10 protein-coding genes and 1 pseudogene are annotated in these 14,596 nt (G+C 63.0%); all 11 read left to right on the forward strand.

What is annotated here, in order from left to right; translation table 11 throughout:
* Window positions 1–12 precede the first annotated feature (12 nt).
* Window positions 13–1,815 (forward strand): malto-oligosyltrehalose trehalohydrolase, encoded by a 1,803-nt coding sequence (treZ, locus tag J1G18_RS09015; protein ID WP_223007511.1) that lies wholly within the window; start codon window positions 13–15, stop codon window positions 1,813–1,815.
* Window positions 1,812–3,890 (forward strand): 4-alpha-glucanotransferase, encoded by a 2,079-nt coding sequence (malQ, locus tag J1G18_RS09020; RefSeq protein ID WP_223007512.1) that lies wholly within the window; start codon window positions 1,812–1,814, stop codon window positions 3,888–3,890. Before treZ ends, malQ begins: the two co-directional genes overlap by 4 nt.
* Window positions 3,887–6,655, forward strand: a complete 2,769-nt coding sequence (locus tag J1G18_RS09025) for a malto-oligosyltrehalose synthase (protein WP_223007513.1) — start codon at window positions 3,887–3,889, stop codon at window positions 6,653–6,655. Before malQ ends, J1G18_RS09025 begins: the two co-directional genes overlap by 4 nt.
* Window positions 6,656–6,682: 27 nt before the next feature.
* Window positions 6,683–7,018 (forward strand): DUF2934 domain-containing protein, encoded by a 336-nt coding sequence (locus J1G18_RS09030; protein WP_047602241.1) that lies wholly within the window; start codon window positions 6,683–6,685, stop codon window positions 7,016–7,018.
* A 249-nt stretch (window positions 7,019–7,267) separates the two neighbouring features.
* Window positions 7,268–9,427 carry a glycogen debranching protein GlgX gene (gene glgX / locus J1G18_RS09035; RefSeq protein WP_139055875.1) on the forward strand — a complete coding sequence of 720 codons (2,160 nt, stop codon included), beginning with the start codon at window positions 7,268–7,270 and terminating at the stop codon, window positions 9,425–9,427.
* 1 nt (window position 9,428) lies between these two features.
* Window positions 9,429–10,427 (forward strand): acyl-CoA dehydrogenase family protein, encoded by a 999-nt coding sequence (locus J1G18_RS09040; RefSeq protein WP_223007514.1) that lies wholly within the window; start codon window positions 9,429–9,431, stop codon window positions 10,425–10,427.
* Window positions 10,424–11,197, forward strand: a complete 774-nt coding sequence (locus J1G18_RS09045; RefSeq protein ID WP_223007515.1) for a PIG-L deacetylase family protein — start codon at window positions 10,424–10,426, stop codon at window positions 11,195–11,197. Before J1G18_RS09040 ends, J1G18_RS09045 begins: the two co-directional genes overlap by 4 nt.
* Window positions 11,194–11,793, forward strand: coding sequence for an SAM-dependent methyltransferase (locus tag J1G18_RS09050; protein WP_210557005.1), 600 nt, complete (start codon window positions 11,194–11,196; stop codon window positions 11,791–11,793). Before J1G18_RS09045 ends, J1G18_RS09050 begins: the two co-directional genes overlap by 4 nt.
* Entirely contained in the window at window positions 11,790–12,476 is a 687-nt protein-coding gene (locus J1G18_RS09055; RefSeq protein ID WP_134786288.1) for a glycosyltransferase, read from the forward strand. The genes J1G18_RS09050 and J1G18_RS09055 overlap by 4 nt, the downstream gene beginning before the upstream one ends.
* A gap of 157 nt (window positions 12,477–12,633) precedes the next feature.
* Window positions 12,634–13,392: a PIG-L deacetylase family protein gene (locus tag J1G18_RS09060; RefSeq protein WP_223007516.1), complete on the forward strand. Its 759-nt coding sequence runs from the start codon at window positions 12,634–12,636 to the stop codon at window positions 13,390–13,392.
* Between the two features lie 255 nt (window positions 13,393–13,647).
* Window positions 13,648–14,596 (forward strand): annotated as a pseudogene (locus tag J1G18_RS09065) (hypothetical protein); the annotation flags it as partial.

Below are 14,596 nucleotides of genomic sequence, written 5' to 3' on the forward strand. Positions count from 1 at the left end.
GAGCTTTTCACAATGCCGTTACGGACCCAAGAAAACTGGCCCCACGGCGCGATCATGCAGGACGCCGAACACACTCAGTTTGCGCTGTGGGCACCGGATGCGTTTTACGTCAGTGTCGAACTTGAAAACGGTCAGTCCCTGCCGATGTTACAGCAGGCCGATGGCTGGTTCGTGATCAAGACCCGGTGCCCGGCGGGCACCCGCTACCGCTTCAACATCGATGGTGAACTGGAGGTGCCCGACCCGGCCTCCCGCGCCCAGGACGGCGACCTTGACCGCCACAGTGTGGTGGTCGATCCGCTGGCCTATGACTGGCGACATACCACCTGGCATGGCCGGCCGTGGAGCGAAGCGGTGATCTACGAGCTGCATGTCGGCGCGCTCGGCGGCTTTGCCGAAGTCGAGCAGCATCTGGCGCGTCTGGTCGAGCTGGGCATCACCGCCATCGAGCTGATGCCCCTGGCGCAGTTTCCCGGCACACGCAACTGGGGTTATGACGGCGTGCTGCCTTTCGCACCGCAAGCCTCCTATGGCACCCCGGAACAACTCAAACACCTGATCGACAGCGCCCACGGCCATGGGCTGGCGGTGATTCTCGACGTGGTCTACAACCACTTCGGCCCCGACGGCAATTATCTCGGGCGCTACGCCAAAGGCTTCTTCCGCGAAGACAAGCACACGCCCTGGGGCGCGGCGATCGACTTCCGCCGCCGTGAAGTGCGGGACTTCTTCATTGAAAACGCGCTGATGTGGGTGCTCGAATACCGCTTCGACGGGCTGCGCCTGGACGCGGTGCACGCCATCGAAAGCCCGGACTTCCTGCCCGAACTGGCGCAGCGTATTCGTCAGCAGATCGATCCGACGCGCCACGTCTGGCTGACCGTGGAAAACGAGCTCAACCAGTCGAGCCTGCTTGAAGAGAATTACGACGCGCAGTGGAACGACGACGGCCACAACGCCCTGCACGTGCTGCTGACCGGCGAAACCGACGCATATTACGCTGACTATGCGCTGCAACCCACCGAGCAACTGGTGCGGTGTTTGAGTCAGGGCTTCGTGTTTCAAGGCCACATCACCCGCCACGGCGAACCGCGCGGCGAGCCCAGCGAACACCTGCCCTCCACCGCTTTCATCCTGTTCCTGCAGAACCACGACCAGATCGGCAACCGAGCCTTCGGCGAACGCTTGCATCAACTGGCCGATCCACGCGCCGTGCAGGCCGCCACCGTGCTGTTATTGCTGTCGCCGATGATTCCACTGATGTTCATGGGCGATGAGTACGCCGCCGAGCAACCGTTTCTGTTTTTCACCAGTCACCACGGTGAACTCGCGGATCTGGTGCGCGAAGGTCGGCGCAATGAATTCGCCGGGTTCAGCGCCTTCGCCGATCCGCACAAACGCGAAAAAATTCCCGATCCGAATGCCGAGCAGACCTTCCACGCCTCGCAGCCGCGCCTGGTCGGCAACGGGAGCGCAAAACAGCAGGAAACCCTCGCGCTGTACCGGCAACTGCTGCAATTGCGCCACCGCTACATCATTCCCAATCTGTCCGGCACCCAGGCGCTTGGGGCGCACATGCTCGGCTTCGGTGCGGTCAGTGCACGCTGGCGCCTGGGCGATGGCAGTGAGCTGCGAATTGACCTGAACCTCAGCGATACGCCAGTGGTCAACCCTGCACAGACCGACGCCGTGTGGCTGTTTCAACAGCCGCCCGCCGTTGCCCTGTCGGAACCGGGCGTACTGCCCGCGTATTGCGCGCTTGTCAGCCTCACGGCCGCAACCCCCTTGCAACCTCTGGATGGAGAGCGCCTATGAGCGATGCGCAACTGGAAATACTCGCAAGCCGCGCCGGCCTCGCCGTCGACTGGATCGACGCCAACGGCCGCCCGCAGAAAGTCGCCCCGGCGGTGCTGCGTAATGTTCTCACCGGCCTGGGTCATCCAGCCAATACCGCGCAGGAAATCGACGCCAGCCTGCTGCAACTGCAACAGGTGCAACAGGATCGCCACCTGCCACCGCTATTGACCGCAGATGTCGGAATCAGCGTTGATCTGGCCCGCTATTTCGAGCCTGAAACCCCTTGCGAAATCCACCTCGAAGACGGCTCACGGCTTAACCTCAAGCTCGATGCCGAAGCCAGACTGCCAGGGTTGATCCCGGTCGGCTATCAACAGGTGCACATCGCCGATCAGTATTTCACTCTGGCCGTGGCCCCCGAACGCTGCTTCAGCGTCGGCGATGCGGTAGACAACCCGATCCCTCGCGTCTGGGGATTAAGCGCGCAACTGTACAGTCTGCGCCGCCCCGGCGATGGCGGTTTTGGTGACACTCAGGCGCTGGAAGAACTGGTGCGGGTGGCTGGCGAGCGTGGCGCCGATGCGCTGGCAATCAGTCCGTTGCATGCGATGTTCAGCGCCGACACCGGGCGCTACAGCCCGTATTCGCCGTCCAGCCGCCTGTTTCTCAACGCCTTGTATGCCGCACCGGGCGCCATCCTTGGCGAACGCGCTCTGCGTGATGCGATCGACGCCAGCGGTCTGGCCGAGCAATTCCGGCAACTGGAAGACTTGAAGCTGATCGACTGGCCCACCGCCGCCGACGCCAAACAGAAATTGCTGCAAGCCTTGTACGACGGCTTCGTCGCGGGCGAGCACCCGTTGCATGCCGACTTCGCCAGTTTCCGCCATGCCGGTGGCGAAGCCCTGGAAAACCACTGCCGCTTCGAAGCCATTCAGGAAATGCGCGCCGCCCGTGGCGAAAGCCTCGACTGGCGCGAATGGCCGGCACACTGGCATGACCCGCGCGGCGCCGCCCTCGAAGCGTTTGCCGAGGAATACGCGGAGCGCATCGCTTACTTCGCCTTTTGCCAATGGCTGATCCACCGCTGCCTGGAGCGCGCGCAAACGGCTGCGCGCAGCGCCGGCATGGGCATCGGCCTGATCGCTGACCTTGCGGTCGGTGCCGACGGTGCCGGCAGTCAGGCCTGGAGCTTTCAGGACGAATTGCTCGCCTCGCTGACCGTTGGCGCACCACCCGACATCCTCAACCGCTCCGGCCAGGGCTGGGGGATTTCCGCGTTTTCCCCCGAAGGTCTGATCCGCAACGGCTTTCGTGCGTTCATCGACATGCTGCGCGCCAACTTCGCCCACGCTGGCGGGCTGCGCATCGACCATGTCATGGGCCTGCAACGCCTGTGGGTGATCCCCAACGGCGCGGCGCCGGCCGATGGCGCCTATCTGTATTACCCGTTTGACGATCTGCTGCGCCTGCTGACCCTTGAGTCCCATCGACATCAGGCGATCGTCCTCGGCGAAGACCTCGGCACCGTGCCCGACGGTCTGCGGGAAAAACTCAGTGCGCGGGCGATTCTTGGCATGCGCGTGCTGCTGTTCGAACAGGACAACACGCATTTCAAACCGATCCTCGACTGGCCGGACAACGCGCTGGCGACCACCAGCACCCACGATCTGCCGACGCTCAACGGTTGGTGGCATGGCCGCGATATCGACTGGAATGCGCGTCTGGAATTTGTCGACGCCAACGGTGAAATCGAATGGCGCCGCCATCGCCAGCGCGAGCGCGAAGGCCTGCGCGGGGCCTTGAGTCAGGACCCGCAAAACTTTCGCGAAGAGTCCCACGAAGCCGATCAAGTGGTCGATGCCAGCGTGCGTTTCCTCGGCCACACCCGTGCACCGCTGGTGTTGCTGCCGCTGGAAGATGCGCTGGGCATCGACGAGCAGGCCAACCTGCCGGGCACCATCGACAGCCACCCGAACTGGTCGCGACGCCTGCCCGGCAACAGCGAAGCCTTGCTTGATGGCGCCGATGCCGCGCGCCGCCTGGAACTGCTGGCCTGCGCCCGCCTGCAAGCTGCCGAGCGTGACCAATGAACCAGACCCTCATCCAACCCCTGCGTGCCACCCTGCGCCTGCAATTTCACAAGGGTTTCACTTTGGAACAGGCGGTGCCGCTGGTGCCGTACTTTGCCCGCCTCGGCATCAGCCACATTTATGCCTCACCGCTGCTCGCGGCCCGCGCCGGCTCGATGCACGGCTACGACGTGGTCGACCCGACCCAGGTCAATCCGGAACTCGGCGGCGAACCGGCGCTGCGGCGTCTGGTCAGCACCCTTCGCGAACACAACATGGGCCTGATCCTCGACATCGTCTCCAATCACATGGCGGTCGGCGGCGGTGACAACCCGTGGTGGCTCGATCTGCTGGAGTGGGGCCGGCTGAGCCCTTACGGCGAGTTCTTCGACATTCAGTGGCACTCGCCGGACCCGTTGATGGAAGGCCAGTTGCTGTTGCCGTTTCTCGGCAGCGACTACGGTGTCGCGCTGCAGGAAGGCACGCTGAAACTGCATTTCGATGCGCAGCAAGGTCGCTTCCACGTCGAGCATTACGAGCACCACTTCCCGATCTGCCCGAATGACTACGGCGAGTTGCTCAAACCGCTCGAAGCGCTGAAATCCCTCGCCGATCGTTTCAGTACCCTCAGCTACCAGACCGACGCGCATGCGCTGGCAATGCCGCTCAAGGCTGAATTGAAGGAACTGGCAAGCGATCCGCAGATCCTTGCCGCGATCGAGGAAAGTCTCGCGCATTACGACTCCACGACAGCAGAAGGCTTCGACAAGCTGCATCAGTTGCTCGAACGTCAAAGCTACCGCTTGGCCAGTTGGCGCACCGCAGCAGACGACATCAACTGGCGGCGCTTTTTCGACATCAACGAGCTCGGTGGCCTGCGCGTCGAGCGCCCGGCCGTGTTCGAAGCCACTCACGGCAAGATCTTTCAGTTGATTAGCGAAGGCCTGGTCGACGGCTTGCGCATCGACCACATCGACGGTCTCGCTGACCCGCGTGGCTATTGCCGCAAGCTGCGGCGGCGCCTCGACTTGCTTGCGCCGGATCGGCACTTGCCGATCTATGTCGAGAAGATTCTCGGTGCCGGCGAAACCCTGCGTACCGATTGGGCGGTGGATGGCAGCACCGGTTACGAGTTCATGAATCAGCTGTCGTTGCTGCAACACGACCCCGATGGCGAACATGTACTCGGCGACCTCTGGCAGCGACGCACCGAGCGTCCGGCGGCGTTCATTGAAGAAGCGCAACTGGCGAGGCAACAGATCCTCATCGGCTCGCTGGCCAGTGACTTCGAAAGCGTCGCCCAGGCGCTGCTGCAAGTGGCCCGCGATGACCTGATGACCCGTGACCTGACCCTCGGCGCGATCCGCCGGGTGTTGCAGGCGCTGATCGTGCATTTCCCGGTGTATCGCACTTACATCAATGCGCTGGGTCGCGCGGCTCAGGATGAACAGTTCTTCCAGCAGGCCATGGACGGCGCGCGGCAGACGCTGGGCGAAGGCGACTGGCCGGTGCTTGACTGTGTGGCGGCCTGGCTCGGTGGCACGCCCTGGCGGCAAAAGCCGCGCGGGCGCTCGCGCAAGATCCTCAAGCACGCCTGCGTGCGTTTCCAGCAACTGACGTCGCCGGCAGCGGCCAAAGCCGTGGAAGACACCGCGTTGTATCGCTCGGCGGTGCTGCTGTCGCGCAACGACGTCGGCTACAACACCGAGCAGTTCAGCGCGCCGGTCAGCGACTTCCATGCGGTCAATCAGCAACGCCTGGATGCGTTTCCCGACAATTTGCTGGCCACTGCGACCCACGACCACAAACGTGGCGAAGACACCCGTGCACGACTGGCAGTGCTCAGCGAACGCAGCCACTGGTATGCCGAGCAGGTCGAGTTGTGGCGCGCCCTCGCCCGGCCGCTGCGCGACGATGATCAAGTGCCGTCGTCCGGCGATGAACTGATCCTGTATCAGGCGTTGCTCGGCAGTTGGCCGCTGCAACTGAGCGATGACGATCAGTCAGGTTTCAGCGACTACGCCGAACGCATCTGGCAGTGGCAACAGAAAGCCCTGCGCGAAGCCAAGCTGCAAAGCAGTTGGAGTGCGCCGAATGAAGCCTATGAAAACGCTGCGCAGACGTTCACCCAACGCCTGCTCACCGGTGACGAAGGTGAGCTGCTGCGCGCAGCACTGAGCAAGACCGTCAACAGCATCGCGGCAGCCGGCGCCCTTAACAGTCTGGCGCAAACCTTGCTGCGCATGACCGTGCCGGGGGTACCGGATCTGTATCAAGGCAACGAGTTCTGGGACTTCAGCCTGGTTGATCCGGACAACCGTCGGCCGGTGGATTACGCCGCGCGCGCGCAGGCTCTGGACGGACACGCGCCGCTCCAGGAACTGCTGGCGAACTGGCGTGACGGGCGTATCAAGCAAGCGTTGATCGCCCAGGTGTTGAACCTGCGCGCCGAACACGCCGAGCTGTTTCGCCGGGGCACGTATCAGGCCTTGGAGGTGCTGGGCGAGCAGGCGCACAACGTGCTCGCATTCGCCCGTGAGCACGAGGGCCGCTACGCCATCGTGATCGTGCCGATCCGCTGCGCGACGTTGCTGGAAAACAGTGCCGTGCCACAGGTGGATGCGCTGCGCTGTGGCGATACACGGGTGGTTTTACCGTTCGCCGCCTCTGACACAAACCTGAAGGGACTTTTTCACAGCAGCGCAGTCACAAAAAACAGGGAGCTGAACGTCAGCGCCGCGCTGGGGGATTTCCCGGTCAATCTGTTTACCCAACTCTTTACGTAACGACGAGTTCAGTTCAGGAGCATTGCGATGAGTACCGACGATAAACGCATCCGCGAGTTCGCCTATCAGATCTGGGAATCGGAGGGCAAACCTGAAGGTCATGAAGCGCGTCATTGGGAAATGGCACGCAAACTGGCCGAAGCCGAGGCCCTCGCGCCGAAGAAGTCGCCAAAGGCTGCGGGCAGCAAAACTGCCGGCAAGACTGCGACCGGCAAAGCTACCGAAAGCAAGACCCCGGCGGCCAAGCCTAAGGCGCCTGCCGACGCCAAAGCCAAGCCTTCCAGCGCCGCCAAAGTGATTCCACCGGGCGAAAAAGCCGCCGAGAAAAAGCCGCGCGCCCCACGCAAGCCCCCGGCCAACTGACCCACCCGGATTATTGAACTGAATGACCGTGTGGCGAGTTCGCTCGCCACGCAGGGACAACTCGTCCTGAAGAAACCTCAAACACCCCCTGTCAGGGACAGATGTCTGTGGTGAGGGGATTTATCCCCGATCGGCTGCGAAGCAGTCGCAGGGCCGCTGCGCGACCCATCGGGGATAAATCCCCTCACCACAGATTCTGTTCCCACAGTTGATCCGTTATTCGAACCAACCCGTTTTGCAGGAGCAATCATGTCCAGTCCAAAAAAAGCCGAGCCCGCAGCGCACGCTGAGCCGTCCAGAATCCGTGAAGGTCTGCCCTTCCCGCTCGGCGCCACCTGGGATGGTCTGGGGGTGAACTTTGCGCTGTTTTCCGCCAACGCCACCAAGGTCGAGCTGTGCATCTTCGACGATGCCGGCGAAGTCGAACTCGAGCGCATCGAACTGCCGGAATACACCGACGAGATCTACCACGGCTATCTGCCCGATGCCCATCCGGGGCTGATCTACGGCTACCGCGTGTATGGCCCGTATGACCCGGCGAACGGCCATCGCTTCAACCACAACAAACTGCTGATCGATCCGTACGCCAAACAACTGGTCGGCGAGTTGAAATGGTCGGAGGCGCTGTTCGGCTACACCATCGGCCACCCCGACGCCGACCTCAGTTTCGATGAGCGCGACAGCGCGCCGTTCGTGCCCAAGTGCAAGGTCATCGACCCGGCGCACACCTGGGGCAACGACCACCGCGTCAGCGTGCCGTGGGACAAAACCATCATCTATGAAACCCACGTACGCGGCATCAGCATGCGTCACCCATCGGTGCCGGAGAACGTGCGCGGTACCTTTGCCGGGTTGATGGTCGACGACGTGCTCGAGCACATCCGCAAACTCGGCGTGTCGAGTGTGGAATTGCTCCCGATCCATGCCTTCGTCAACGACCAGCATTTGCTGCACAAGGGCATGACCAACTACTGGGGCTACAACAGCATCGCCTTCTTCGCCCCGGATCCGCGCTACCTGGCCAGCGGCAAGATCGCCGAGTTCAAGGAGATGGTCGCGCACCTGCACGAGGCCAATCTGGAAGTGATCCTCGACGTGGTCTACAACCACACCGCCGAGGGCAACGAGCAAGGCCCGACCCTGTCGATGCGCGGCATCGACAACGCCTCGTATTACCGGCTGATGCCGGACGACAAGCGCTACTACATCAACGATTCCGGCACCGGCAACACCCTCGACCTCAGTCACCCGTGCGTGCTGCAGATGGTCACCGACTCGCTGCGTTATTGGGCCAGCGAGATGCACGTCGACGGTTTCCGCTTCGATCTGGCGACGATTCTCGGGCGCTATCACGACGGTTTCGACGAGCGTCACAGCTTCCTCGTCGCCTGCCGTCAGGACCCGGTGCTGCGCCAGGTGAAAATGATCGCCGAGCCGTGGGACTGCGGCCCCGGTGGCTATCAGGTCGGCCACTTCCCGCCGGGCTGGGTCGAGTGGAACGACAAATTCCGCGACACCGTGCGCGCGTTCTGGAAAGGCGATGACGGCCAGGTCGCCGACTTCGCCAGCCGCATGACCGCGTCCGGCGAGATGTTCAATCAGCGTGGACGGCGGCCTTACTCGTCGGTGAACTTCATCACCGCGCATGACGGCTTCACCCTCAACGATCTGGTGTCGTACAACGACAAGCACAACGAAGCCAACGACGAGAACAACCAGGATGGCAGCAACAACAACCTGTCATGGAACCACGGCGTCGAAGGCCCGACCGACGACCCGGAGATCAATGCGCTGCGCCATCGGCAGATGCGCAACTTCTTCGCCACGCTGCTGCTATCGCAAGGCACACCGATGATCGTCGCCGGCGACGAATTCGCCCGCACCCAGGACGGCAACAACAACGCCTATTGCCAGGACAGCGAGATCGGCTGGGTCAACTGGGACCTGAGCGAGGACGGCAAGGCGCTGCTCAAATTCGTCAAACGCCTGATCAAGCTGCGTATGGCTTATCCGATCCTGCGTCGCGGGCGCTTCCTGGTTGGCGAATATAACGAGGACATCGGCGTCAAGGACGTCACCTGGCTGGCGCCGGACGGCACCGAGATGACCACAGAGCACTGGCATGACGCGCACAACCGTTGCCTGGGCATGCTCCTCGATGGTCGCGCACAGGAAACCGGGATCCGCCGCAAGGGTGCCGATGCGACGCTGCTGCTGGTGGTCAACGCCCACCACGACATCGTCAACTTCAGCCTGCCGGAAGTGCCGGAAGGCAGTTTCTGGACCTGCATGATCGACACCAATCAGCCATCGATTCGCGGTCAGGAACGCTTCGAGTTCGGCCATGAGTATTCGGTCACCGGGCGTTCGTTGCTGCTGTTCGAACTGCAACGCGAAGAAGAAGACTGATATGGACCTGCACAGTTATCTGGCGCGCCGCCCGCCGGACTATCACGACACCGCCGCACTCGGCCATTGCCTGCGGGCGCTGGTCGAGGCCGGTCTGGATCAGTTGCCGTTACCGGGCAGCGGCCGCACGCTGGAGCGTTTTCAGCGTCTGGCTGAAGTCGGCGGACATGATCTGGGCTTGTGCAAACTCTACGAAGGCCACACCGACGCATTGGCGATCATCGAACAACTCGGTGGTTCGCCCACGCCGGGCAGCACCTGGGGCATGTGGGCGGCTGAACCACCGCAGGCGCGGGTGCAGGTGCGCCCGGCCGGGCACATGGTGCGCCTCGACGGGCGCAAGGCCTGGTGCTCCGGAGCGGCGGTGCTCAGCCATGCGCTGCTCACCGCGTGGGATGCCGAAGACCGTCAGCAACTGGTCGCGGTGGCGCTGGATCAACCGGGCGTGACCATCACCGATCAGGGCTGGCAAGCGGTCGGCATGGGTGCCACCGGCAGCGTCGAAGTGTTGTTCGACGGCGCTGAAGCCCAGGCCATCGGCGAACCCGGCGACTACCTGAATCGTCCGGGGTTCTGGCAAGGCGGGATCGGCATCGCCGCGTGCTGGTACGGCGCGGCAAGGGAGATCGCCGAGGCGCTGCGTAAACACTGCGCGCAACGTCAGGAGCCGCACGCCCTCGCCCACCTCGGCACGGTCGATGCGGCGCTGTACGCAGCCGCCAATGTCCTGCGTTTCAGTGCGCTGCACATCGATGCGCATCCCGAAGCCGATGCCGAACTGTTAGCGCGGCGTGCTCGCGCCGTGGTCGAGCAATCGGCTGAGCAAGTGATGCGCGAGACCGGTCGGGCGCTGGGCGCGGGGCCGTTCTGCAAGGACCGGCACTTCGCCCGGCTGATCGCTGATCTGCCGGTGTTCCTACGCCAGAGCCATGCCGAGCGTGATCTGGCGGCCCTTGGCCAAGCGCTGGCTGAACACCCCGAGGAGGCCTGGACGCTATGAATGTCGCCAATAAACCCGATCCGATCATCGGCCACCAAGGCACTTCACTGCTGCAATGGCAACATTCCCGGCACCTCGCGGCGCTGGACAGCGTCGATGTCCTCAGTCTGGTGCCACCGGGCGCGCGGGCGGTGATTGTCGCCCCGCACCCGGACGACGAAGTGCTCGGCTGCGGCGGTATGTTGCAGTTGCTGGCCGCCGCCGGGCGGCAGTTGCAGTTGATCTCGGTCACCGATGGCAGCGCCAGTCACCCCGGCTCCGAGCGCTGGCCGGTGGAGCGTCTGAGCGTGGTGCGGCCGCAGGAATCAGCCGAAGCCCTGCGCCGCCTCGGCGTGCCGCTGCACCGGATGAAATGGCTGCGCGGCGGTTTCAGCGATAGCCAGGTCGCTGCGGATGAGCCGTCGCTGGTAGCGTTCATCGAACGCCACCTGCGCCCCGGCGACGTGGTGTTCAGCACCTGGTGCGAGGACGGCCACTGCGATCACGAAGCTGCCGGCCGCGCGAGTATCGAAGCCGCGCGGCGGGTCGGCGCCACCTGCCACGAATTGCCGGTATGGACCTGGCACTGGGCCTCCCCCGAAGACGCCTCAGTGCCATGGCAGCGCGCGCGCAAGATTCTGTTGTCACCCGAGCAAGTGGCGCGCAAACGCCACGCGATCCATGCCTTCGCCAGTCAGTTGGAGGGCGACCCGCAAGCCGGGCTGCAACCGGTATTGGCGCCGTACGTGCTGGATCGCCTGCTGCAACCTTTCGAAGTGGTGTTTCTATGAGCGTCGACGATCGTTACTTCGACGGATTATTCAGCGCCAATGACGATCCCTGGGCCTTCCGTGAGCGCTGGTACGAACAGCGCAAACGCGCGATCACCCTCGCCGCCCTGCCTCGCGCGCATTATCGGGCGATCTTCGAACCCGGTTGCGCCAATGGCGAACTCAGCGCCGAGCTCGCCGAGCGCTGCGACCGCCTGCTGTGTTGCGACACCGCCAGTGCCGCGGTGAATCTGGCGCGTACCCGATTGAGCCTGTTTGACCACGCCGAAGTGCGCCAAAGTCGCCTGCCCGGTGACTGGCCGGAGGAAAAATTCGACCTGATTGTATTTAGCGAAATCGGCTACTACCTCGATGCCCAGGATCTGACAGAAGTGATCCGCCGCATCAATGAATCCCTGACGGCTGACGGCCAGTTGCTGGCCTGCCACTGGCGCCCGCCCATCGATGGCTGCCCGCTCAACGCGCGGCAGGTACATGACCTGATTCACGAGCAATTACCGCTACCGCGTCTGGCGCTGCATCAGGAGTCCGACTTTATCCTTGAAGTCTGGAGCCGTGAGCCGCGCTCGGTGGCCGCATTGGAGGGCCTGCGATGATCGGCATTCTGATTCCCGCGCACAACGAGCAAGACCTGCTCGAACAGTGCCTGAGCGCCGCCGTACGCGCCAGCAAACACGGGCTGCTGGCCGGCGAACCGGTCGAAGTGCTGGTGGTGCTCGACAGCTGCACCGATCGCTCGGCGCAGATCGTCAGCGGCTTTCCGGTACTGAGCCTGCACATCGACGCCCGCAACGTCGGCCAGGCCCGTGCCGCCGGCGCGCAGGTGTTGCTGGAGCGTGGCGCGCGCTGGATCTCCTGCACCGACGCCGACAGCCGTGTGGCCGAGGACTGGCTGGTGGCGCAGTTGGGTCTGGGTGCGGACGCGGTGTGCGGCACGGTGACCGTTGAACATTGGGATCCGACATTCGACGAAAGCGCGCAAATCCGCTATCACAGCCACTATCAGGCGCGGGACGGGCATCGCCATATCCACGGCGCCAATCTCGGGGTCAGTGCCGATGCTTATCGTTGGGCCGGGGGGTTCGCCCCCTTGACCTGTGATGAGGACGTGCAACTGGTGCGGCAACTGGAGTTGCTCGGTGCCGACATTGCCTGGAGCCATCGTCCGCAAGTGCACACCAGCGCCCGTCTGGACAGCCGTGCCCGGGGCGGTTTCGGGGACTACCTGCGAAAATTGGTACAGTTAGACATAAAAAAAGCGGATCAGATTGATCTGTAACGCGACGAACCGGTTTTCATGAGCAATACTCTGCTGCGCGGCAATCCAGGGTTGGGAGCGTCGCACAGCAATCCATTCGCCTTCACGGGTCGAGCGCACCTGCTTTTGCACGGTGCAGATTCGGCTGAGGGCCTGACTCGACAAGGACGTAGCACCCATGAAACCGTTATTCCTCAACGAAAACCCGCCGCCGGTACAGATCTGGAACAGTGCCCCGCAGCTGGACAACATTCCCGTCATCAACACCCATAGCCTCGTTCCCCGCGGTGCTCGCGCCGTCGTCGTCGCCCCGCATCCGGGTGATGAAGTGGTGACCTGTGGCGGCCTCCTGCAATTGCTCTCCAGCCTTGGCCATCCGCTGCAACTGCTGTCGATCACTGACGGCAGCGCCAGCCATCCCGGTTCGCGACAGTGGTCGGAAAAACGCCTGAGCGTGTTCCGTCCGCAAGAAAGCGTCGAAGCCCTGCGTCGGCTCGGCCTGCCGATGCACAGTCTGAAATGGGTGCGCGGCGGATTTACCGACAACGCGCTGCTCGAACGCGAGACCGAAATCACCAGCTTCATCGCGCGTTATCTGCGCCCCGGCGACGTGGTGTTCAGCACTTGGCGCAACGACGGCAACGACGACCACGAAGCGGTCGGACGTGCCAGTGCCAACGCGGCGGCGCAAGCCGGAGCCACCTATCACGACGTGGCAGTCTGGGCCTGGCACTGGCCGGAGCGCGAGCAGAGCCTGATCCCCTGGGATCGTGCACGCAAACTGCGCCTCGACACCTGGACCGTGGCGCGCAAAAGCCACGCCACCCACGCCTATGCCAGCCAGCTCAAAGGCGAACCGGCGATCGGCATCGCGCCGATGCTGCCGCCGGTGATCCTCGAGCGGATGCGCCTGCCCTACGAAATTGTCTTTATCTGAAACACCCATCCCCTGTGGGAGCGGGCTTGCTCGCGAAAGCGTCGGTTCAGACACCTGTGATGGTGAATGTGCCGGCCTATTCGCGAGCAAGCCCGCTCCCACATTGATATGCGGCGAGCCAGTGGCCAGGGCTCACGACCGTTCATCGCAAATACGTCCCTACCTGTAATTTCTGACAGTAGCCAGAGCCGTCATCTTCAGCGCTGAATAACTCCATGCCCTTTGTCTCCCGACAGTTCGCTTGGAGTTCCGTCCATGCTCGTTCAGCCCAAGAAGAGAATCTCTGCCCCCCATTCATTGCTGGACCCGATAGTGCTCGGACGCCTCCTGCCTTCCGGTCAGTGGGGGATCAACCGGGCGGCGGTGTTCACTTTTCCCGACCTCGGCCTGCTGGTCGTCATCCCCGTCTGGGCCAGCAAGGCTGTCGGCGATACCGTCAAGCTGCTGCTCAATGGCCGTGAGGTCGACGGGCGTCCCATCATTGACGCGGCCGAGCTCAAGCAACCGACCCTCTTGTGGGTGGCTCCCCGTCATCTGCAGACCGCGTCTTACGAACTCACCTACGAAATCAAACAGCCCAATCAAAAAGAAGAGCGTCCGGACAAGCCCCTCAACCTCTTCGTCAAACTGGAACTCCCCGGTGGCCAGGACATCGACCCGGGCCCTGGTCACTCCAACCTGTACATGTACATTCCCCCGGCAATCGTCAACGGCGGGGTGGACAAAGACGTTGCCGAAGCGGGGGTGCCGATTGTCATCAGGTCCGAGTCCGGCAGCGGCTTGCCTTACCCGGACATCGCGGAGGGCGATGTCATTCATCTCAGTTGGGGTGGCTTTTTTGAGTATTCCACACCGGTGACCCAGGCGCAGATCAACGATCCAGCGGCAAACCCGATATTGATCACGGTCTCCAAAGCCACTATTAAAGAGGCTGGTGACACCGACCTCTTCGGTCTGGCGGTCACCTTCAAGGTGCGCGACATCGTCGGCAATGAATCGGAAGACTGGTGCAAGGAAACCCGCATCGTCGTCACCACCGGCATCGACCTGCTGGCCGCGCCTATCGTTCAAGAGGCCGTCAACAACAAGCTAGACGTCGATAAACAGGGCGACAACGACATCACGGTGCATGTCACGGCCACCCGGCCAGACTTCGAGATGGATGACATCATTCACTTGACCATGCTCGGCACCACCCTGGAGG

Source organism: Pseudomonas sp. MIS38 (assembly GCF_019891575.1).
GTDB lineage: Bacteria > Pseudomonadota > Gammaproteobacteria > Pseudomonadales > Pseudomonadaceae > Aquipseudomonas > Aquipseudomonas putida_A.

What these genes read in the sequence shown, in the direction of transcription:
- malQ (WP_223007512.1), top strand. Translation starts at nt 1,812, where the DNA reads ATGAGCGATGCGCAACTGGAAATACTCGCAAGCCGCGCCGGCCTCGCC.
- J1G18_RS09045 (WP_223007515.1), top strand. Translation starts at nt 10,424, where the DNA reads ATGAATGTCGCCAATAAACCCGATCCGATCATCGGCCACCAAGGCACT.
- treZ (WP_223007511.1), top strand. Translation starts at nt 13, where the DNA reads ATGCCGTTACGGACCCAAGAAAACTGGCCCCACGGCGCGATCATGCAG.
- J1G18_RS09040 (WP_223007514.1), top strand. Translation starts at nt 9,429, where the DNA reads ATGGACCTGCACAGTTATCTGGCGCGCCGCCCGCCGGACTATCACGAC.
- J1G18_RS09025 (WP_223007513.1), top strand. Translation starts at nt 3,887, where the DNA reads ATGAACCAGACCCTCATCCAACCCCTGCGTGCCACCCTGCGCCTGCAA.
- J1G18_RS09060 (WP_223007516.1), top strand. Translation starts at nt 12,634, where the DNA reads ATGAAACCGTTATTCCTCAACGAAAACCCGCCGCCGGTACAGATCTGG.
- J1G18_RS09050 (WP_210557005.1), top strand. Translation starts at nt 11,194, where the DNA reads ATGAGCGTCGACGATCGTTACTTCGACGGATTATTCAGCGCCAATGAC.
- J1G18_RS09030 (WP_047602241.1), top strand. Translation starts at nt 6,683, where the DNA reads ATGAGTACCGACGATAAACGCATCCGCGAGTTCGCCTATCAGATCTGG.
- glgX (WP_139055875.1), top strand. Translation starts at nt 7,268, where the DNA reads ATGTCCAGTCCAAAAAAAGCCGAGCCCGCAGCGCACGCTGAGCCGTCC.
- J1G18_RS09055 (WP_134786288.1), top strand. Translation starts at nt 11,790, where the DNA reads ATGATCGGCATTCTGATTCCCGCGCACAACGAGCAAGACCTGCTCGAA.